Genomic DNA, 22,152 nt, shown 5'->3' on the forward strand with positions numbered 1-22,152 from the left:
GGAGTGAATGCCATGCTGGTCGCCATCCCGAAAGAAACCGTGGCCGATGAGAGCCGCGTCGCCGCAACACCTGAAACGGTCAAGAAATTCGTGGCGCTCGGCGCCGGGGTGCGAGTGCAGTCGGAAGCGGGCGTTGCATCGGGCATCCTCGACGCCGACTACGAGGCGGCAGGCGCATCCATCGCCGCCGATGCGGCAGCAACCCTCGCGGACGCGGACATCGTGCTGAAAGTACGCCGCCCCGATGCCGCCGAAACCGCGTTGCTCAAGCGCGGCGCCATCCTCATCGCGACACTCGACCCCTATGGCCATGAAGACGCTATCCGCGCGCTGGCCGATGCGGGCATCGTCGCCTTCGCCACGGAGCTGACGCCGCGCATCACGCGTGCGCAGGTGATGGACGTGTTGTCCTCGCAGGCCAACCTTGCCGGTTACCGCGCCGTGGTCGACGCCGCCGCGGAATACGGCCGCGCACTGCCGATGATGATGACGGCGGCCGGCACGGTGCCGGCGGCGCGTGTGTTCATCATGGGCGCGGGCGTGGCCGGTTTGCAGGCCATCGCTACGGCGCGGCGTCTGGGAGCCATCGTCACCGCGACCGACGTGCGCCCCGCCGCGAAGGAACAGGTCGAATCGCTCGGCGCGAAGTTCATCGCCGTCGAGGACGAGGAATTCAAGCAGGCCGAAACCGCTGGCGGTTACGCCCGCGAGATGTCAGACGACTACAAGCGCAAGCAGGCGGATCTGGTTGCTTCCCACATCGCCAAGCAGGACATCGTCATCACCACGGCGCTGATTCCCGGCCGTCCGGCTCCGCGCCTCGTGACCGACGCGATGGTGCGCTCCATGAAGCCCGGTTCCGTCCTTATCGACCTGGCGGTCGAGCGCGGCGGCAACGTCGAGGGTGCACAGGCCGGTGAGGTCGTGACGGTGGAGGGCGTGAAGATCGTTGGTCACCTCAACGTGCCGGGACGCCTCGCCGCCACGGCATCGACGCTTTACGCCAAGAATTTGCTGGCCTTCGCCGAGCAGGTCATCGACCGGGAAACGAAGGCAATCGCCGTCAACTGGGACGACGAGATCATCAAGGCAACGGCGCTCACGCGTGACGGCGCCGTCATCCACCCGGCCTTCCAGCCGAAATCCTGAACCAGACCCTCGCGATAAGTCCCTTCATTATTCGTCGCTCTCGAAAGGAAACGCGTCATGGCGGATTCCACGGTTAATCTCACAGCTTCCCTGGCGTCAGCCGCCGCTCCCGAGAACGCGCTGGAAAAAGCGCGCCTCGCAGCCGATGCGGCGCGCGCTGCCGCCGACGCGGCGCAGGTCTATGCCGATCAGGCCGCTGCGGCCATCGGCGCTTTCGCCCACACGGCCACCGGCGGCGCGGTCGACCCGACCGTGTTCCAGTTGGCAATCTTCGTGCTCGCGGTATTCGTCGGCTACTACGTGGTGTGGTCGGTGACGCCCGCGCTGCATACGCCGCTGATGTCGGTCACCAACGCCATTTCCTCGGTCATCGTCGTCGGCGCGCTACTGGCTGTCGGCGTCGACACCGCCTCGGCGCTTGAGGGCAGCTCGGTGTGGGCGCGCGTGTTCGGCTTCCTCGCGCTGATCCTCGCCTCCGTCAACATCTTCGGCGGCTTCCTCGTCACCCAGCGCATGCTGGCCATGTACAAGAAGAAGGGCTGAGCGCCATGTCCGAAAACATCTCCGCCCTGCTCTACCTGGTTTCAGGCGTTCTCTTCATCCTGGCGTTGCGCGGGCTGTCGTCGCCGTCAACATCGCGTCAGGGTAATCTTTACGGCATCATCGGTATGGCGCTGGCCATCGTCACCACGCTCGTCGGCCATCCGCCGGCCGGCCTAGGGGCATGGGTGCTGATCATCGCCGGCATCGCCATCGGTGGCGGTATCGGCGCGGTGATCGCGCGGCGCGTGCCGATGACGGCCATGCCGCAGCTCGTCGCGGCGTTCCACTCGCTCGTCGGCCTCGCCGCCGTGCTGGTGGCCGCAGGTGCGCTTTATGCGCCGCGCGCTTTCGGCATCGGCGACATCGGCTCCATCAAGGGTGCGAGCTTGTTCGAGATGGGCCTTGGTCTCGCCATCGGTGCGATCACCTTCTCCGGCTCCATCATCGCCTTCCTCAAGCTTGACGGACGCATGTCCGGCAAGCCGATCATGCTGCCGAACAGGCATCTCATCAACATCGTGCTGGCGCTGCTGCTGGTGGTGCTTTTCGGGCTGTTCATCGGCACGGAAAACCACCTCATCTTCTGGCTCATCGCGATCGTCAGCCTCGTGCTCGGCTTCCTGCTGATCGTGCCGATCGGCGGCGCCGACATGCCGGTCGTGGTGTCGATGCTCAACTCGTATTCGGGCTGGGCGGCGGCCGGCATCGGCTTCACGGTGGGCAATCTCGCGCTCATCATCACCGGCGCGCTGGTGGGTTCTTCGGGTGCGATCCTGTCCTACATCATGTGCAAGGGCATGAACCGCTCGTTCATCTCGGTGATCCTCGGCGGCTTCGGCGGCGATGACGCTGCGGCAGGCCCCGGCGGCGAAGTGGAAAGCCGCCCGGTGAAGCAGGGTTCGGCCGAAGACGCCGCCTTCCTGCTGAAGAACGCCGGCAAGGTCATCATCGTCCCCGGCTACGGCATGGCGGTTGCGCAGGCACAGCACGCGCTGCGCGAAATGGGCGATCTGCTGAAGGCCGAAGGCGTCGAGGTCAAGTACGCCATCCACCCGGTGGCGGGCCGCATGCCCGGCCATATGAACGTGCTGCTGGCCGAAGCCAACGTGCCCTACGACGAAGTCTTCGAGCTTGAGGACATCAACTCGGAATTCTCGCAGGCGGATGTTGCCTTCGTCATCGGCGCCAACGACGTGACCAACCCGGCCGCCAAGACCGACCCGTCATCGCCGATCTTCGGCATGCCGATCCTCGATGTCGAGAAGGCCAAGACCGTGCTGTTCAGCAAGCGCGGAATGGGCTCGGGTTATGCGGGCGTCGAAAATGAGTTGTTCTTCCGCGACAACACGATGATGCTCTTCGGCGATGCCAAGAAAATGGTCGAAACCATTTTGAAGTCGCTGAACTGACGCTTTTTGATGTCCAGATCCACCTGTCATTGCGTTCGCGCAATGACAGGGTTTTGGTCGGACCATAAAAAAGGGGCCGCACATTTACATGTACGGCCCAAGTCTAGGGAGGAAACGCCCAAGGAGGGCAGCGATAAGGCGACGCCATCGCCATATCGCACTGCAACAATATGCCAGTGCGCTGCACAAAAAACAAGGCGCATCGGTGTACATTTTGTTGCCCGCAGGCGTTTCCGTGGCCGGTCGCCATCGTCCGGTCCACAGGCGAGTATCATAATCCGGCAAGAAATGGCCGGTTATCAAAAGGATAAGGCGGATAGCATCAAGCTGTCCGCCTTCTTGCCGTTTCCATCTCCGTGCTGCATTTTTCTTCCGCGCGCTGTTGCGTCTGCAAGCTTAAGTGCGTCTGCAAGTCAGGTGCCTCTGCAAGTCCAAGGGAGTTTCCGGTGCCTTCCTCAGTCTTCGCCACTGAAATCGCAACTTTCGCCGACAGGCTCGCTGCCGCTTCGGCAAATGTCACACTGCCGCTGTTCCGTACCCCGCTCGATGCGGATGACAAGTCTGACGATGGCGTGTTCGACCCCGTTACTGCCGCTGACCGGGACGCGGAAACCGCCATGCGGGCGCTCATTCGCGATGCCTATCCCGAACACGGCATCGAGGGCGAGGAGCATGACGACGAACGCACGGACGCAGATTACGTCTGGGTGCTCGATCCCATTGACGGGACTCGTGCCTTCATTTCCGGCCTGCCACTGTGGGGCACGCTGATCGGGCTGAAACACAAGGGCAAGCCTGTGTTCGGACTGCTGCATCAGCCCTTTACCGGCGAGACTTTCACAGGCGCCACCTTTCCCGGCGAAGAGCCTGTGAGCCTTTATAGGCGCGGTTCCATCCGGCATGATCTGCGCACGCGTGCCCGTCCCGAGCTGTCGGAAGCGACGATTTCAACCACGTCGCCGCGGCAGTTCTCCGGAGCGACGCTGGAGGCCTATGACCGGGTGGAGCGTCAGTGCCGCCTCGCCCGCTATGGCTATGACTGCTACGCTTATGCGATGCTGGCGGCGGGGCATGTTGATCTGGTCGTCGAGGCCGGCCTCAAGCCGTGCGATATCCTGCCTCTGGTGCCCATCATCGAAGCGGCGGGCGGCATCGTGACCACGTGGGACGGTGCGCCGGTAACGGCGGGCGGCACGGCGATTGCCGCCGGCGACGCGCGGCTTCACGAGGCCGCGCTGGCGCTGCTCGGAGCCTGAACGCTGGCCGGCGGCTCGCTGCCGATCAAGCCCTTGCCGGGAATAAAGGCATCGAACGCCGCCCAGAAAACCTCGCGATAATCGTCGCTCTCGATCAAAATTTCGTGCCGCGCGTGCGGTAATACGAGGGCGTTGCCGGTTTTCAGCCGGGAACCGAAGCGTTCGATGGCAGGCGTCGAGACGACCTTGTCGTCGCCAGCGGCGATAATCAGCGTCGGCGTGGCGACACGCAGGGCAAAACCGGGAGACGCCAGACGCCCCATCGCCCGGTAGGCCGCGGCCAGCCAGCCGAAAGTGGGGCCGCCGGACACGATCCACGGCGCGCGCTCGATCACCGCACGCAGACGCTGGAGCCGGGCGGGATCGTGGCTGATGGCGTTGTCGCCGGCAGCGCGCCGCGCCCGCACCGCCGCGCGATAATGCGGGACGACGAGCCGCCCGAGCCCTATGGCGGCAAACAGGCCCGCGAGCGGCCCCGTGAATGCCGGCGCGGTATGCCGCGACAGGGCAATCATGGGCGACACGGCAACAATGCGGGTAAAATCTTGTCGGGGGCGCTGACCTGCCTCGGCGCGCAACAACGCGACAGTGCCGCCCATGGAATGGCAGAGAGCAAAATTCGGGCCGCCGAGCGGCGCAACGACCTGCTCCATCACGGCATCGAGATCGCGCTGGTAGGCGGCAAAATCTCGCACCGGCACCCGGCGCATGCGTCGGCCCGCAGCGCCGTGACGCTTGAGGGGGCGCGAGCCGCCCTGCCCGCGCCAGTCGAACGCGACGACATGAAACCCGCGAGCGCGCAGATCGGCAATCGTCTCGAAATATTTTTCAATAAACTCTCCCCGCCCCTGCAGGAGAGTGACAACGCCCTGTGCTTCACCCGCCAGCGGCGACCATGATGCGGCGCGCAGGCGCAGACGATCACGCGTCTTCACCTCGTGCAGGGTTGCACCGGCCGGGATGGGATTATCGGGTGTCGCGACGAGATCCAGATCATATTCTGACATGCCGATGCCGCATCCGTTCCTGTCGTAACCTTGGGCAGATCATAAGCTTGGGCAGACGGATTCGCCGCCACCAGCCGCCTGCGCATATTTCAGAAAACCCGCTTCCCGGTCAAACACGCGGACGCGCCGATAAACAATTCCGTAAAGCCCAAAAAGGCTCTTGAAAACGGTTCGCCCCGAACTATTTCAGAGCCGTGCAGGCCATTGCGGCTGCACGCGAGCCCGATGATCCCCGGCCCGGCCATATGGCGGGCAGGATATCGGAAGCTTAATCATATCGCTTCATCAGGAGGATGTGTCATGCGTCATTTCGATCTTTCCCCCCTTTATCGCTCCACCGTGGGCTTCGACCGTCTGTTTTCGTTGCTGGATCAGGCAAGCGGCGTCGACCAGTCGCCGACCTATCCGCCCTACAACATCGAGCGCACCGGCGAGAATAACTATCGCATCTCGCTCGCGGTCGCCGGGTTCACGCAGGATAACCTGACCATCGAGACCCGGGATAACGCGCTCACCGTGCGCGGCGACAAGCAGGCCCAGACGCCAGCCGAAGGCACCGCCGAAGAGCCGGCAGAGGTGCTGTATCAGGGCATCGCCTCGCGGGCGTTCGAGCGCCGCTTCCAGCTTGCCGACCATGTGCACGTGACCGGCGCGACGCTTGAAAACGGGTTGCTGCACATCGATCTCGTCCGCGAGATCCCCGAGGCCAAGAAGCCGCGCCTCGTGCCGATCGGCGCTCCGTCGCGCCGTGTCGAGACCATTCAGGCCGACACGCAGCAGGCGGCCTGACACACGCAACGGCGATGATCGTACTTTCGGGAAGGGCGCCTCACGGCGCCCTTTTTCATGCCCGGCTTTCCATAATGCGTTCCGTGCGAAATTGTTCCGAAACGGGATCAAAGCGGGGCAACGGCGCAAGCTAATAATTTTATTCCAATTTATCCCAATTCCTCGCACCAAAATTTCCGGCACCGATGCCCTGGCAGCAACTTCGGACAAAAAAGTCGAAATTCGGTGCTTGTAATGCTTCAAAAAGTCTGCCATTGTCCGCCACGGATTAGGACAGCCTTACTGTCCCATTCCGGGTGCGGCCAATCGGCCGAGATCCATATCCGGGCGGACGGCCACGCGATTCGAATCGTTATCGCGAATGCCGGAACCGCATGTTTCGAGGCGCGTTGGCTATCATGGCACGCATTATTGTCGCTCCGTTCTCGGTTGCTCCATTCGAGACAGAGCCTGCCATCCGTAAAGACGGTACGCGAACGGGCGGATAAGCGGCGTGATCCCGCGTCCCGCCCGATGCGTGAAGACGCAAACGGTGCGGGCGTGAATGCAGGCGCTCCCGCGCCAGAGTTTTCCAGACAAACCACCTGCCAACAAACAAGATGATCGGTTCAGGCGTCGGGCCAGCCCGCTGCCTGCCCAGTCGACCCCGCAAGAAACGGACACGAACGACGGATCACTTTCCCGGCGAGCGTAGACGCGACTCTCGCGCCCATCGCGATAACCAAGGAGGCCGTAACGGCCGCATACAGGATCGAATTATGAGCCATTTCAACGAGATGCCCCATCATGGATCGCAGCAGCCGCAGCCCGCATCCCGCGCGCGCGACATGAGCGCCGCAACATCCATTGACAGGACGGCCTCCGTTGACAAACAGGCCGACAACGGGCGCATTCGCTGGGCCGCCGCTGGCCGACCGGCGGCGCAAGGACTTTACGATCCATCGCGTGAGCACGATGCCTGCGGCGTCGGCTTTGCGGCGAATATCCATAATGTGGCCTCGCACGATATCGTGCAGCACGGCCTCACCATCCTGAAGAACATCGATCATCGCGGTGCTGTGGGCGCTGACCCGCTGGCCGGCGATGGCTGCGGCATGCTGGTGCAGATCCCGCATGAATTCTTCGCGGAAGAAGCTGCAGCGCTTGGCTTTACCCTGCCCGCACCGGGTGATTACGCCGTGGGTCATCTCTTCATGCCGCGTGACGGCGAGGGCTTTCGCATCGTCACCGACATTGTGGAGAAGGTGTTCGCGGACGAGGGACTGACGGTGCTCGGCTGGCGTGCCGTGCCGGTCGATCCTTCGGGATTGGGCGAATCCGTGCGCCCGACCGAGCCGCAGCAGCGGCAGATCTTCGTTGCTCCCGGCCCCGGCATCGCCACTGGCGACGAGTTCGAGCGCCGGCTGTTCATCGCCCGCAAGGTGGTGTCGAACGCCGTTTACGGCATGAACGATCCGCGTGTGGATGATTATTACCCGGTCAGCCTGTCCTCGCGCACGCTGGTATACAAGGGCATGCTGCTGGCCACGGGTCTTGGCGACTATTATCTCGATTTGCAGAATCCGCGCTTCAAAAGCGCCATTTCGCTGGTGCACCAGCGTTTCGCCACCAACACCTTCCCGACATGGTCGCTGGCGCATCCCTACCGGATGATGGCCCACAACGGCGAGATCAACACCCTGCGCGGCAACGTCAACTGGATGGCGGCGCGGCAGGCTTCAGTGGATTCCGAGCTGTTCGGCAATGACATTGCCAAGCTGTGGCCCATCTCCTACGAGGGCCAGTCCGACACCGCATGCCTCGACAACGCGCTGGAATTTCTGGTGCGCGGCGGCTATTCGCTGGCCCACGCCATGATGATGTTGGTGCCGGAAGCCTGGGCCGGCAACCCGCTGATGGACGAGGAACGGCGCGCCTTCTACGAGTACCACGCCGCGCTGATGGAACCGTGGGATGGGCCCGCGGCGCTCATTTTCACAGACGGGCGCCAGATCGGCGCGATGCTGGACCGCAACGGCCTGCGCCCCACCCGCTATGTCGTGACCGACGACGGCCTCGTGGTCGGCGCGTCTGAAATGGGCGTGCTCGACATCCCGCAGGAAAAGATCGTCGAGAAGTGGCGGCTGCAACCGGGCAAGATGCTGCTCATCGACCTTGAAGAAGGGCGCATCGTTCCGGACGAGGAAGTGAAGCGCGCCTACAGCAGCGCCCACCCCTATCGCGAATGGCTGGACCGCACGCAGCTGGTGCTGGAGGAACTGCCCCCTGTGCAAGCGCGCGAATCGCGCACGGATGTCAGCCTGCTCGACCGGCAGCAAGCGTTCGGCTACACGCAGGAAGACCTCAAGCTGGTGCTGCCGCCCATGGCCGTTACCGGCCAGGAGGCTGTCGGCTCCATGGGTAACGACGCGCCGATCTCGGTGCTGTCGCGCCATTCAAAGCCGCTCTATTCCTACTTCAAGCAGAACTTTGCCCAGGTGACGAACCCGCCGATCGACCCGATCCGCGAGGAACTCGTCATGAGCCTCGTGTCCTTCATTGGCCCGCGCCCCAACATTCTCGACCTGGAGGGCACCTCGCGCAAGAAGCGGCTCGAAGTGCGCCAGCCGATCCTCACCAACGAGGATCTGGAGAAAATCCGCTGCATCGGCCATTACGAAGACCGCTTCGACACCAAGACACTGGACATGACCTACCCGGCGCTGCAAGGCGCGGCCGGCATGGAGGGCGCGCTGGAGCGCCTGTGCGAGCGCGCGGAAGCCGCCGTGCATGGCGGCTACAACATCATCATCCTCTCCGACCGGCAGGTGGGGGCTGATCGCATCGCCATTCCCGCGCTGCTGGCCACCGCTGCCGTGCATCACCACCTGATCCGCAAGGGCCTGCGCACCTCCGTAGGGCTCGTGGTTGAATCCGGCGAACCGCGCGAAGTGCATCACTTTGCCTGCCTCGCCGGTTATGGCGCGGAAGCGATCAATCCATATCTGGCCTTCGACACGCTCGCCTCGATGCACGAGGCGCTCGATTTCCCCGAGGAAGTCTCCGAGGATGAAATCGTGCATCGTTACATCAAGTCCGTGGACAAGGGGCTGCTCAAGGTCATGTCCAAGATGGGCATTTCGACCTACCAGTCCTATTGCGGCGCGCAGATCTTCGATGCCATCGGCCTCAGCAGCGATTTCGTGAACCGCTACTTCTTCGGCACCGCGACCGGCATCGAGGGCATTGGCCTTGCCGAAATCGCGGAAGAAACCGTGCGCCGCCACCGTGCCGCGTTCGAGAATGTGCCGGTGCTGCGCCACGCGCTCGATGTCGGCGGCGATTATGCCTATCGCATCCGCGGCGAGGACCACGTCTGGACGCCGGACACCGTGGCGGAGCTTCAGCATGCCGTGCGCCTGAATGCGCAGGATCAGTACCGCTCGTTTGCCCGGCGCATCAACGAGCAGGACAACCGGCTCACCACCATTCGCGGCCTCTTTCGCCTCAAGAGCGCGGCGGAGCTGCACCGCAAGCCGGTGCTGCTCGAACTCGTCGAGCCGGCGTCCGAGATCGTTAAGCGCTTTTCCACCGGCGCGATGTCCTTCGGCTCGATCTCGCGCGAGGCGCATGAAACGCTGGCCATCGCCCTCAACGCCATCGGCGGTAAATCCAACACCGGCGAGGGCGGCGAGGAGGCGGAACGCTTCACTCCCGATGCTGACGGACGCTCGCGCCGCTCGGCCATCAAGCAGGTGGCCTCGGGCCGCTTCGGCGTCACGGCGGAATATCTCGTCAACGCCGACATGATGCAGATCAAGGTGGCGCAGGGCGCAAAGCCCGGCGAAGGCGGCCAGTTGCCCGGCCACAAGGTGAACGCGGTCATCGCACGCGTGCGCCACTCAACGCCGGGTGTCGGTCTCATCTCGCCGCCGCCGCACCACGATATCTACTCCATCGAGGATCTGGCGCAGCTCATCTTCGACCTCAAGAACGTCAATCCGGCGGCTGACGTGTCGGTGAAGCTGGTGTCGGAAGCGGGCGTCGGCACCGTGGCGGCCGGCGTTGCCAAGGCACGCGCCGATCACATCACCATTTCCGGCTACGAGGGCGGAACGGGTGCAAGCCCCCTCACCTCGCTGAAGCATGCCGGTTCCCCTTGGGAGCCGGGGCTGGCGGAAACGCAGCAGACGCTGGTGCTGAACGGCTTGCGCAGCCGCGTGGTGTTGCAGGTCGACGGCGGCCTTCGCACCGGCCGCGATGTGATGATCGGCGCGCTGATGGGTGCGGATGAGTTCGGTTTCTCCACCGCGCCGCTGATCGCCGCCGGCTGCATCATGATGCGCAAGTGCCACCTCAACACCTGCCCCGTGGGCGTGGCGACGCAAGACCCCGTGCTGCGCAAGCGCTTCAAGGGCCTGCCGGAGCACGTCATCAACTACTTCTTCTTCCTCGCCGAGGAAGTGCGTGAGTTGATGGCCGAGATGGGCTTTACCCGCTTCGAGGATTTGATCGGCCGCGCCGACCTCATCGACCAGCGCGAGGCGGTGTCGCACTGGAAAACGAAGGGCCTCGACTTCTCGCGCCTGCTGCATGTGCCGGAAAGCGACGAGCCGCTGCATCACGCCATCCGCCAGCACCATCCGATCGACAACGTGCTCGATCGCGGCCTGATCACGGATGCCAAGGCCGCTATCGAGACGGGCGAGCCCGTGGTTCTGGAGCGCAGCATCCGCAGCGTCGACCGCACCACCGGCGCGATGCTCTCCGGCGAGATCGCCAAGCGCTACGGCATGGATGGCCTGCCCGACGACACCATCACCGTGAAGCTCACAGGCACGGCGGGACAGAGCTTTGGCGCTTTCCTCGCGGCGGGCGTCACGCTCGATCTCGAAGGCGAGGCCAACGACTATGTCGGCAAGGGCCTGTCCGGCGGCAAGATCATCGTGCGCCCCGCGCCCGCCATGCAGGTTGCCCCCGAGCGCGCCATCATCGCCGGCAACACCGTGCTCTACGGCGCCATCGCCGGCGAGTGCTATCTGCGCGGCAACGCCGGCGAACGCTTCGCCGTGCGCAACTCCGGTGCGGTCGCTGTTGTCGAAGGCACCGGCGATCACGGCTGCGAATACATGACCGGCGGCGTGGTCGTGGTGCTGGGCGAAACCGGCCGCAACTTCGCGGCAGGCATGTCCGGCGGCATCGCCTATGTCCTCGACGAGGACCGCACGTTCGCCCAGCGCTGCAATCTCTCCATGGTCGATCTCGAACCCGTGGAAGAGGAAGAGGATCTGATGGAGCGCCTCCACCACCACGGCGGCGACCTCGAAACCAAGGGACGCATCGACATCATGGCCGACATGTCCGGCCACGACGAGGAAAGGTTGCGGCAACTCATCGCCAACCACGTTCGCGCCACCGGCTCGGCGCGCGGGCGCACCATTCTCGACAACTGGCAGGATTATCGCACCAAATTCGTGAAGGTGATGCCCGTCGAGTACCGGCGCGCGCTACGCGAGATGGAACGGGCGCGTGTGTTGCAGGCAGCGGAATAAGGGAGGCCACGATGGGAAAAGTCACCGGATTTCTTGAATACGACCGGCAGGATGCCAAGTACGAGCCTGCCTCTGACCGCGTGCGCCACTACCGCGAGTTCACGCTGCCGCTGGACAACAAGGATGTGGAGCGGCAGGCCGCCCGCTGCATGGACTGCGGCATCCCCTTCTGCCACGGCGACACGGGCTGCCCAGTTCACAACCAGATCCCGGACTGGAACGACCTCGTCTACCATCAGGACTGGAAGGACGCGGCGCTCAACCTGCACTCCACCAACAACTTCCCCGAGTTCACCGGCCGCGTCTGCCCCGCCCCCTGCGAGGAAGCCTGCACGCTGAACCTGGAAAATACGCCGGTTGCCATCAAGACCATCGAGCAGACCATTGCCGACAAGGCATGGGAAGAAGGCTGGATCGTGCCGGAAATCCCGGCGCAGCAGACCGGCAAGCGCATCGCCATCATCGGCTCCGGCCCTGCTGGCCTCGCAGCTGCCCAGCAGCTCGCCCGCGCCGGACACGAGGTGCATCTGTTCGAGCGCGAGCCCAAGGCCGGCGGCCTGCTGCGCTATGGCATTCCTGACTTCAAGATGGAGAAGCACCACATCGACAGGCGCGTCGCGCAGATGGAAGCGGAAGGCGTGCGTTTCCACTACGGCGTCAACGTCGGCGTCACGCATCCGTTCGACGATCTGGTGGAAGGCTTCGATGCCGTGCTGCTGACGGGCGGGTCGGAAAAGCCGCGCGACCCGCAGTTGCCGGGCACCAACCTGAAGGGCGTCTACTACGCCATGCCCTATCTCATCCAGCAGAACCGTCGCAACGGCGGCGAGAGCCTGCCGGATCACGAGGAGCCAATCCTTGCCACCGGCAAGCACGTGGTTGTGGTGGGCGGCGGCGACACGGCGTCGGACTGCGTCGGCACCGCGTTCCGTCAAGGCGCGCTGTCGGTGACGCAGCTCGACATCCGCCCCATGGCCCCGATGCTGGAAGACAAGCTCACCGTGTGGCCCTATTGGCCAACGAAGTTCCGCACCTCCTCCAGCCAGGCCGAAGGGGCGGAGCGCGAGTTCCAGGCTGCGACCCTGGGTCTTGAAGGCAAGAACGGCCTCGTCACCGGCGTACGCTGCGCCCGTGTGGATGAACGGCGCAAGCCCATTCCCGGCACCGAGTTCGTCCGCAAGGCCGAGCTGGTGTTCATCGCCATCGGATTCGCCAGCCCTGTGCACGAAGGCATGCTGGAGCAGGCGGGTGTTGCTTTCGACCGTCGTGGAAACGTTGCCGCCGATACGCTCGCCTATCGCACCTCCCGCGACAAGGTTTTCGCCGCCGGTGACATGCGGCGCGGCCAGTCGCTGGTGGTATGGGCCATCCGCGAAGGCCGGCAGGCAGCCCACGCCATCGACACGTGGCTGATGGGCACGAGCCTGCTGCCGCGCTGACGTGACAACATCGGTCAGAGCGATCTCACGATCTGACCGATAAAACCTCGCCCACACTCAAAAGCGATCTGATACCGCGCCCCGGGAGGCTGAACGCCTTTCCGGGGCGATGCATGTCTGACCTGTAAATAAAAGTTATTATAATTCCAATAAAGTGAGCGCAGACTGACTTGAAGGTGATCCGCGGGATTCGCGCGACATCTTTGACATCAACGGGCGACACGACATGCAAGACAACGCCGGCCATCGGGAAAATCATCTTGTCACACGTATCGGCTGGCTGCGCGCGGCCGTTCTTGGCGCCAACGATGGCATCATCTCCACCGCAAGTCTGATTCTGGGCGTGGCCGCCGCGGAACCATCCGGTGAGGGAGTGCTACTGGCGGGTGTGGCGGGGCTCGTCGCCGGCGCCATGTCGATGGCGGCAGGGGAGTACGTTTCGGTCAGTTCGCAGTCGGATACTGAAAATGCCGATCTCGCCCGCGAGAAGCGTGAACTCGAAACCGATCCGGCCTATGAGCGGGAAGAACTTGCGAATATCTATATCGCGCGCGGCGTCGACAGTGTGCTTGCCCACCAGGTCGCCGATCAACTCATGGCCAGGGATGCCCTGGCGGCACATGCCCGAGACGAACTGGGAATATCGGAGATCAGCGTCGCACGTCCGGTGCAGGCCGCGCTGACATCCGCCGCAACCTTCACCGTTGGCGCAGCCGCACCGTTGATTCTTGCGCTCGTTTCGCCGGAAGAATGGTTGTGGACAGCGGTCGCCGCGGGATCGCTGCTGTTCCTTGCGGTGCTCGGCGCGGTAGGCGCAGTGGCTGGCGGTGCTGGCATCGTGAAACCCACCATCCGGGTAACGTTCTGGGGCGCGCTGGCCATGGCCCTGACATCCGCGATCGGCGGAATATTCGGCACTGTGGTATAAACGTTTACGCGTCAAACGATTATGGCCTCCCCGGACCAGTATCCGGAAAGGCCAATATTCAGAGTGATGATGACGGACCGGGTATTACCAATATCCGGGAGCGCCCCACGGTCCGAAAGCCCCCCAAGGACCCATATCGAACGCGGTCTGCTGATTCATCGCGGCGGTCAACTGACGCTCGTCAGCGAGGCTTTTCTGCAGGCGAAGCTGCTGATAAGCTTGATAATTCTGCTGTGTGCCATAGTACAGGCAGCTGCACACCGTCGGGTCCGCATAGAAATAAATCGGCTGGTCATTCTTGACCTGCACAAAGAATTTGTGCGGCGGAAGCTTTTTGAGCGAGGCAATCTGATCCGATGTAGCTGCCGGCCGCATCTTGAAGCCCGCGGCGGACAGCATGTCCTCCCTGCTCTGTTCAGCGGTCACGCAAGCGCCCAGGCTGACGCCGATCAAAGCCATAACGGCAATGGAAGCCCGTTTCATGTGCAGTCCCTTCCAGAATACATCGGTTAACTGAAACGAAAAATTGAATAACCACTGATTATGAAAGACGCAAGACATCAACAGACAACAATTTCAGTATTCATGGATATATAAATTTGAATCATAAAAATAAAGATGCTGCGTTTTCCAGCCATGAAAACTGAAAACCTTCACCGCGCGCATTATGAAATTGAATGCTCACAAGAGAATACTCCGAGCATAGTCATGCGCCGACATCCGCGGATAGCGGTTGCCCGTTATCCCGGAAAAAATCTGAAATGATCGGAATGAATGATGCGGCTGTCGAACGCGTTTTTGATTGTGAGTGCATTTTATAGGTCGGATGAGTTTATCCGACCATAAAGCGTTCTCAATAATGGTCGGAGCGAGAGGATTTGAACCTCCGACCCCTAGTCCCCCAGACTAGTGCGCTAACCGGGCTGCGCTACGCTCCGTGACCAGATTGCGGAATCAACGCCGTTTCCAGCATGCCACCTGCCTGTCTTTATGCAAAACCCAGGCCGGTGGCAAGAAAAAAGCACGATATTTTCCACATGCTCATCGCCGGCTCACAATTTGCCGTCGCTGAGAACGGCGTCCCAGTCGATCTGGATAGTGCCGTCCGTATCGAGGCCGAAGGTGGAGGCTACCTGTTTCTGGTGTTTTTGGGCAGCTTCCGTCTCATGTGCATGCAGCGTTTCAAGCTGGGCAAGCACCTGTGCATTGTCCGTCGATAACAGATGCGCATAAGCCAGCGCCAGCGCGCCGCTGTCGCGCAGATCGGCGAGAGCGTCCGGCCCCAGAGCATTGAGACGGGCCTCATTGACGCGCAACAGGCCATCGACACCGATCAAACCTTCGCCCTCTCCCACGCGAATCGGCCACGGCTCCAGCACATCATGAGCCTGCAGTTTTTCAACGGCCAGGGTTGCGGCTTCAAGCCCCTGACGGATATTCAGAAGGAACTGCAATGTCTGGCGAACACGATCCGCAGGCTGGCCATCGGCGTTGAAGAACGGCTCGCCTTCCCCCGAAAGGCGGAGCAACCCGCTGTCGACATCATACCCCAGCGCGAACTCGCCGCTGCCGGCCGTCAGCAGCCGGAACGGGTAACCGCGCAGCACGGCGGGCACGTAAGGCCCACGCCATTTGCCATCCAGCCCGACAAACAGGTTGCTTCTCTGCCTCAAGCCGAGCAAGGCGACGAAGGTCGGGCGCTCACCGGGCAGAAAACCGAGCAGAAAGCTGCCAACCGCCTTGCGAAGCTCACTTGCGGTGATCCCGGCAACCTGCATGCCGGCGGCGAAATCGAGGCTATCGAAAGGTTGCCATGCCTTGTCGCCGAAGCCGGAGAACGTGATTGCCTGAATGTCCGCCATTATTGGTTTCTCCATCTGCATACGGGAGGCACTTCGCGTCGATACCGTATAAATCGACCAGAGACTTTATATAGGCCCGCCGCCGCGCAAAGACATCCGTAAAGTGTGGCATATTTGTTATATTGAGCACGCATTTCATGCGCGGCAACGGCACCACGATCTGCCGCGGGCATCAGACGCCAGCGACCACACCCCTCACCCGGCCCCAAACCAGCTCTATACACCATAGGCAACTTTGGATAACAGGTTGAAAAATATCATTTTCAATCAATGATGACGTCATAGGTACGATGCATCGAATTTACGAAACGATTCACCAATAAAATTCTGACATCGCTGATCGGAAACTTTTTTTCGCTGTACAGCCCACTGTGTGTAGTGTATCTGCTGTACATGTTTCCTGCATACCCTGAGAGCCTGTGGCTTCCTGCCGGTATGAAGGACAACATTTGAAGCCACATCCGCACGCATCGGAATTTTCCGGGCGCGCTCAAGCTGTTAATAAAGAGGTTCTGAAATGGCTACTAATGCAGAGCAGATCGCCCAACTTTACGTTGGCTACTTGAACCGCGCTCCCGAGCCGGAAGGCCTGAACTACTGGATCGGCCGCCTTACGGACCCGGTCAACCCGCTGACGATCAGCCAGATTGCCAACAACTTCGCCACGCAGCCCGAGACGACGGCGCTCTACCCCTACCTGCGCTACCCGAACCTGTTCGATGGCGACACGGAAGCCTTCGTCACCGAGATCTATCAGAACCTCTTCGCCCGCGCACCGGAAGCAGAAGGTCTGGCATACTGGACCGCACAGCTCGAATCCGGCGCAGTCGCAATCGGTGACTTCATTCTCACCGTCATTCAGTCCGCCCGCAACTTCGATGGCGGTCAGGACCTGACCACGCTCAACAACAAGACCGCTGTTGGCATTTCCTACGCCGAGCAGGTGGCCAAGGCAAACGCAGAGTGGACGCCGGAAAGCGCACGCGCCGCAATCAAGGACGTCGACGCAACGGCTGCTTCCGTTACCGCTGCTGAAGCCAACATCACGGCTTTCGTTGCTACGGGCTCCTGGCCGGGCGCAACGGGTGAAAGCTTCACCCTGACGACGGGCATTGACGCGATCGTTGGCACCGCAGCTGACGACACCATTCAGGGTGTCGTGTCTGGTACGGCCTCTGCATCCACGCTGAACCCGCTGGACAGCATCAACGGCGGCGCAGGCGTTAACACGCTGAACCTGGTTGCTCAGGACGCTCCGGCCGGTAAAGCCATTCAGCTTCCCGGCGCTGCGACTGTCACTATCGAAAACATCCAGACCGTGAACATCATCAGCAGCACCGGTGACGATGTTGTTACGACCAGCGCTACTGCCTTGGAAGCTGCTTACTTTGGTGGTCAGGTTCAGGAAATCTGGCAGATCGGCGCCGACAAAGCCAGCACTGTTGTTCTCGCCAAGAATGATCAGGTCGCCGGCTTCTCTGGTACGACCGACGTGGCGTTGAATGTTACGGCTGCCAAGGGCGTTGAATCTGTCGGCGTTGCACTGAAGGACGTTGCGGACAAGTCAAAGATTACCTTTGACGGCGCCAAGGACAGCGACAGCCTCACGACCGTGACCATTTCGGGCAAGGCTGGCGCTGAGTTGTTTATTGACACTGACGCACAGAAAGCCAACATCGAGGTCGACACCATCAACCTCGGCCTGACCAGCAAGACAACCGTCGACTTCACTGTGGAAGAGGGCGTGGTTGAAGTCGTCGATGCTTCTACGTCGACGGGAGCTCTGACCTTCGACTTTACCGCCGCAGAGTTCACAAACCTCCAAGAAGTTAAGGGCGGCTCGGGCAACGATACTATCGAAGCTTCGATTGCAGTTCTGAAGGACAGCACCGGTCTCGTGATCAACGGTGGCGCTGGCGTTGATACGTTGCAGCTTATCATTACTGCTGCACCAAACAATGCAACGAAGGTTTCCCTGATCGGCGGCGAGGGCAAGGATACGTTTGAGCTCGCCAGCGGAGCAAAGGGCAATCTGTTCGGTGCTATCACCAATGATCAGAACCTGATCGACAACCTCGTTTCCGTAGAAGACTTCGCTGCGGCAGACGATGTTCTCAGCATCAAGGACATCGGCGCCGGTCTCGGCAATCGTGTCGCCAATAACACCGTCGAGCAGGCTATCACAAAGGCCGGCGCCACGACGCTGTTTGAGACCGTTACGGCTGTGGCTACGACCACTGTTGGAAATGCCAAGGACTTCGCTGTGTTTAACTTCGAAGGTTCCGCGTATATCTATGTCGATCTCGACGGTGCAGCTACCCTTAAGGATGATGCATTGATCAAGGTGACAGGCGTTTCCAATAGCGCACTGACTGACGCTAACTTCATCATCGCCTGAGCAGCCTAAATATTGATCTAAAAACACTACCCCGCCGTGGGAACACGGCGGGGTTTTTTAAAAAACACTACAATATTGCTGACATCAAAAAAACCACCTGATAGTCAACTATTAGATAAAAATTTCTTGCATCACTTGAAGAAAGGAAGGACCCGTGACCGATTGGAACTCCGGCTATGTGATCGACCTCGGTTATACTCACGGCTTCTACCGGGAATTGGCGCCCTCCATCCTGAGGTTTGCCGCCCTCGCCAAGGGCATATCGACTTCAACATCGGGCGATGCCGATACAAGCTACTGTGAGCTCGGTTGCGGGCAAGGTTTCAGCGCCAATCTTCTTGCGGCGGCCAACCCCGATTTCAGATTTTACGCCACGGATTTCAATCCGGCGCAGATCGCCGGAGCGCGGCAGTTGGCCGATGCGGCAGGCACGAAAAACATTCATTTCTTCGACGACAGCTTTGCCCAGTTCGAGGCCCGCACGGATCTGCCGCAGTTCGACATCATCGCTCTGCACGGCATCTATTCATGGATTGCCGCCGAACATCGCGAAACCATCGTCCGGTTCATCGACAAGCGCCTGAAACCGGGCGGCCTCGTCTACATCTCCTACAACTGCCTGCCGGGCTGGGCCGCAGCCGCCCCCTTGCGACAGTTGATGTATTTTCATGCCAAAGCCGCGAGCGGCCCCACCGGCGGAAAACTGGAACCCGCCCTTGCCTTCGTAGAAAAAATGTTTGCCGCGAACGCGCGCGGCCTCGCTGCCGCCGGTCTCAGGGAACGCTTCGACAATCTCAAAGGCCAAAGCAGAAACTATGTCGCGCATGAATATTTCAATGATGCATGGGAGCTGTTCTATCACTCCGAGGTCGCGGCGGATCTGTCATCTGCGCGCTGCACATTTGTTGGCTCATCGAATCTTCTTGAACATGTCGATGCCGTCAATCTGACCGAGCCTCAGCAAGCCATCCTGAAAGAGACACCCGATCCGGTGCTGCGCGAAACCTTGCGCGACTTCATGGTGAGCCAGCAGTTCCGTCGCGATATCTTCGCACGCGGCGCCGTCGCGCTGTCCCCTGGCGAGGCAATGGAAAGCTGGCTGGACACCCGGTTCGCGCTGATCGTCCGTGAAGGCAGTGTTTCGCTGACCGTCAAGGGCGCCTTGGGTGAGGCGAACCTTCAGGAAGATGTGTACAGGCCTGTCGTCGATGCATTCGCCCGGCAGGCTGCCAGCGGCAAATCCGCGGCCATCAGCCTGAGGCAGCTTCTGGCCGAAAACCCGAAAGTGGCGGAACTCGGCTGGGGCCGTATTCAGCAGGCTATTATCATTCTGGCGGGGGCCGGTTATCTGCATCCATGCCCCGTGGACGCAAAGAATGACGGTAAAAGGCGCGAAAGCGCCAAACGCTTCAACCTCGCCGTCATGGACAAAGCACGCTATACGGCTGATCTGCAAGCGCTTGCCGCCCCTGTCATCGGCGGCGGCATCACAATCGGGCGCTTCCAGCAACTGCTTTTGCTTGCGCTGATCAACAACGAGAAAGATCCGGCAGGTTTCGTCTGGCGCATACTACAGGCGCAAAACCAGCGACTTGCCAAGGAAGGCAAGGCGCTGGAAACAGAGGAAGACAACATCGCCGAGCTGAACCGTCTCTATTCCGACCTGCAGCAAAGCCTGCCTACACTCAAAACCCTCGGCGTCATCTAAACCGCATGGTTGCGGCATCCGGAAGCGTTGCGCACAGGTTAATAAAGTGTTAGTAGGTGTACAGTAACTTGCAAACTTGAACCGGAAGCGTTGCGTAAGTGCGCGAGCGGTCTTTTATGGGTCTGCCGCACCCTGTCGAGGATGAAATGAGCAATCACAGCCAGCGTCGCTTGTCTGACGATGCATTGGAGTTGCGGCGCGAGGCCGGTCGCTGGCTGAAGCAGCGCCGCGAGGAAGTCGGCCTTTCCCAGCGCGAACTGGCGGCGCTTGTCGGAGCGGAATATTATACGTTTGTGTCGCAGCTCGAAAGCGGACGCGGGCGCGTGCCGCCCGAGCGCTATCGCGCATGGGCAACCGCATTGCAGATGCAGCCGCGTGATTTTGTCCGTACCATTCTACGCTACTATGATATATTGACTTATGAGATCCTGTTCGAGGATGAAGAGGTGCAGGCCACTGCCCCTCATGCCGGGCGGGTCTGATCTCATCCTTCAAGTGATCCTCCTGAAGCGGGCAGGGTATGGTCGTCAGCAATGTGATTTCCCTGTTCCAGCCGCGCGTTCTCAACCGTGACTGGAACAATCAGGAACTTGCCGAATTCTACCGCGTCGAAAGCGCGCTGATCGCGGTCGGGTTTCATGTCGACACGGATCGCGGCCTCTCGGACGAGGGCGACCCGTGGTTCGTGTTCGTCGACGCCGCCACCGACAATGTCATCGTGCATTGCGCGCGCTGCGACGGGGCCTATCTCATTGCCAGCCCCGCATTCGACTCCGTATTGCGCGGCTTCGACTTCCGCTCGCTGGTGGAAGGCTTCCTCGAACGCCAGCCAATGGTGTTGCCCAAGGCAGACACCCCGGAAAAGAAAAGCAACATCCGCCTGCATCCCAGCGTGCTGCTGGTCGCGCTGGTGGCAACCGCCTTCTTCAAGCTTTCATCGACGGAAACGGAAGCCGCCACCATCGATGCCGCTTCCCTCGACGACGGCGATACTGATGCGCGCACAAATCGCGACCAGTTGAAAGCCGCCAAAACCGATCTTGAAATCGACCGCCAGCAGGCGCTGGTCGTACTTGCTGCGGTTGCAGTGGTAACGGGCGAGCTGAAACTGCCCGCCAACGATGCATGGCCTACGCTGGCTCTGTTTCCTGAAGACGACGCTGCCTTGAGTGTGTCCAGGGCCGGCGAAGCCAGCCTCGTGGTGCTGCCCGCCGCCCATGAGCAGGCAGCTCAACATGCAAGTGACGCTGCCGCAGTCGCAAGCGGTGACGTTGCCGGGGCTGCCATCACCACCTATACGGCTGGTCGGGCCATCACAGACCTGCTCTCCGCCAATACGGATGAAGGCACTGTAATCGACATCGCAACCTTCAAGCTCCTCGACCACGCCACTGGCAATTCATCTGCCGCACGGAACGAGACAAGCAACCCTCATCCGTACAACCCCGCCAGCGATGCCTTCACGGCAAAGAAGCATGCCGCTAGCGTGCTCACGGACGGGAGCAACAGCGAGATCACGAATAGTTCAGCCGGGTCAGATGGAGCCGGCGACAAGGATCTGAGCGCAGTAACTCCGGCGGATACCCGCAGCACATCTGCGGATGCGGATAACAGCAGTTCCTCGACAAGCCTGACGGCCTCGATCAAAATGAGTGTGACGCCGGCGATGCCCGCACGCTCCGCCACATCAGCCACGGTCGCCCCCTCCTCCGACGAGAAAGGCCCGGATACCACCGAGTTGTCCCACGCGCCGGAAGAAACGCAGCAAGAGACCGCGCCCGTCGAAACGGACGAGGAAAGTGTTCAAGAGGATCCCGTCGAGCCGATCGACATCGATGTAAGCGCCATTCTGTCAGCCGTTGCGCCCCGTCTCAACGTCAGTGCCAGCCGCGTCACGTATTCCGAGAACGTGCAGGCATTTGACGATTCGGCACGGGATTTGATCGGGGATTTCGTACGGCAGGAAGGTGGTATCTCTACTTTCCGTAACGGAACCGATATCGTGCTTTACGATTCAAGTATAACGGCCTCCGCATCAAAGACCGTCAATCTCGTCACCTGGTCCTTCGAGGATGGCTCCTCCATCAGCCTCATAGGCGTCTTCGATTACGACCATATGGCGTAAACACAACC

15 protein-coding genes and 1 tRNA gene are annotated in these 22,152 nt (G+C 61.3%); 12 read left to right on the forward strand and 4 right to left on the reverse strand.

The genetic code is table 11. The features are described from left to right. Positions 1–12 precede the first annotated feature (12 nt). From FHS81_RS05700 to hisN, 4 genes are all read left to right on the forward strand, one after another. Positions 13–1,149: a Re/Si-specific NAD(P)(+) transhydrogenase subunit alpha gene (locus tag FHS81_RS05700; RefSeq protein ID WP_183751070.1), complete on the forward strand. Its 1,137-nt coding sequence runs from the start codon at positions 13–15 to the stop codon at positions 1,147–1,149. A 57-nt stretch (positions 1,150–1,206) separates the two neighbouring features. Next, positions 1,207–1,692 (forward strand): proton-translocating transhydrogenase family protein, encoded by a 486-nt coding sequence (locus tag FHS81_RS05705; RefSeq protein ID WP_183751071.1) that lies wholly within the window; start codon positions 1,207–1,209, stop codon positions 1,690–1,692. A 5-nt stretch (positions 1,693–1,697) separates the two neighbouring features. Next, positions 1,698–3,101 (forward strand): NAD(P)(+) transhydrogenase (Re/Si-specific) subunit beta, encoded by a 1,404-nt coding sequence (locus FHS81_RS05710; protein ID WP_183751072.1) that lies wholly within the window; start codon positions 1,698–1,700, stop codon positions 3,099–3,101. 446 nt (positions 3,102–3,547) lie between these two features. Further along, positions 3,548–4,357, forward strand: a complete 810-nt coding sequence (gene hisN / locus FHS81_RS05715; protein ID WP_343052428.1) for a histidinol-phosphatase — start codon at positions 3,548–3,550, stop codon at positions 4,355–4,357. Here hisN and FHS81_RS05720 read toward each other — a convergent pair. Next, positions 4,324–5,364 (reverse strand): alpha/beta fold hydrolase, encoded by a 1,041-nt coding sequence (locus FHS81_RS05720; protein WP_183751073.1) that lies wholly within the window; start codon positions 5,362–5,364, stop codon positions 4,324–4,326. The two genes, hisN and FHS81_RS05720, sit on opposite strands and share 34 nt — an antisense overlap. Positions 5,365–5,664: 300 nt before the next feature. Between FHS81_RS05720 and FHS81_RS05725 the strand changes: the two genes are divergently transcribed. The 4 genes from FHS81_RS05725 (at position 5,665) to FHS81_RS05740 (ending at position 14,051) form a co-directional block, all read left to right on the forward strand. Further along, on the forward strand, positions 5,665–6,153 hold the full coding sequence (locus FHS81_RS05725; protein ID WP_183751074.1) for an Hsp20 family protein: 489 nt from the start codon (positions 5,665–5,667) through the stop codon (positions 6,151–6,153). Positions 6,154–6,980: 827 nt separating this feature from the next. Then, on the forward strand, positions 6,981–11,684 hold the full coding sequence (gene gltB, locus FHS81_RS05730; RefSeq protein WP_183751291.1) for a glutamate synthase large subunit: 4,704 nt from the start codon (positions 6,981–6,983) through the stop codon (positions 11,682–11,684). Between the two features lie 11 nt (positions 11,685–11,695). After that, positions 11,696–13,123, forward strand: a complete 1,428-nt coding sequence (locus FHS81_RS05735) for a glutamate synthase subunit beta (protein ID WP_183751075.1) — start codon at positions 11,696–11,698, stop codon at positions 13,121–13,123. Positions 13,124–13,349: 226 nt separating this feature from the next. Then, positions 13,350–14,051 carry a VIT1/CCC1 transporter family protein gene (locus FHS81_RS05740; protein WP_183751076.1) on the forward strand — a complete coding sequence of 234 codons (702 nt, stop codon included), beginning with the start codon at positions 13,350–13,352 and terminating at the stop codon, positions 14,049–14,051. A gap of 84 nt (positions 14,052–14,135) precedes the next feature. Here FHS81_RS05740 and FHS81_RS05745 read toward each other — a convergent pair whose 3' ends face one another. The 3 genes from FHS81_RS05745 to FHS81_RS05755 form a co-directional block, all read right to left on the reverse strand. Further along, positions 14,136–14,534: a hypothetical protein gene (locus FHS81_RS05745; RefSeq protein WP_183751077.1), complete on the reverse strand. Its 399-nt coding sequence runs from the start codon at positions 14,532–14,534 to the stop codon at positions 14,136–14,138. Between the two features lie 377 nt (positions 14,535–14,911). Beyond that, positions 14,912–14,989, reverse strand: a tRNA-Pro gene (locus tag FHS81_RS05750). 114 nt (positions 14,990–15,103) lie between these two features. Beyond that, entirely contained in the window at positions 15,104–15,913 is an 810-nt protein-coding gene (locus FHS81_RS05755; RefSeq protein WP_183751078.1) for a SapC family protein, read from the reverse strand. A 562-nt stretch (positions 15,914–16,475) separates the two neighbouring features. Between FHS81_RS05755 and FHS81_RS05760 the strand changes: the two genes are divergently transcribed. From FHS81_RS05760 to FHS81_RS05775, 4 genes are all read left to right on the forward strand, one after another. After that, positions 16,476–18,311, forward strand: coding sequence for a DUF4214 domain-containing protein (locus tag FHS81_RS05760; RefSeq protein WP_183751079.1), 1,836 nt, complete (start codon positions 16,476–16,478; stop codon positions 18,309–18,311). A gap of 154 nt (positions 18,312–18,465) precedes the next feature. Then, a complete protein-coding gene (locus FHS81_RS05765) occupies positions 18,466–20,019 on the forward strand; it encodes a methyltransferase regulatory domain-containing protein (RefSeq protein ID WP_183751080.1) in 1,554 nt (517 codons plus the stop codon). A 146-nt stretch (positions 20,020–20,165) separates the two neighbouring features. Beyond that, entirely contained in the window at positions 20,166–20,501 is a 336-nt protein-coding gene (locus tag FHS81_RS05770) for a helix-turn-helix domain-containing protein (protein WP_183751292.1), read from the forward strand. Positions 20,502–20,539: 38 nt separating this feature from the next. Further along, positions 20,540–22,144, forward strand: a complete 1,605-nt coding sequence (locus FHS81_RS05775) for a hypothetical protein (protein WP_183751082.1) — start codon at positions 20,540–20,542, stop codon at positions 22,142–22,144. The last annotated feature ends 8 nt before the right edge of the window (positions 22,145–22,152 follow it).

The organism is Pseudochelatococcus contaminans (assembly GCF_014195635.1).
GTDB classification, from domain to species: Bacteria; Pseudomonadota; Alphaproteobacteria; order Rhizobiales; family Beijerinckiaceae; genus Pseudochelatococcus; species Pseudochelatococcus contaminans.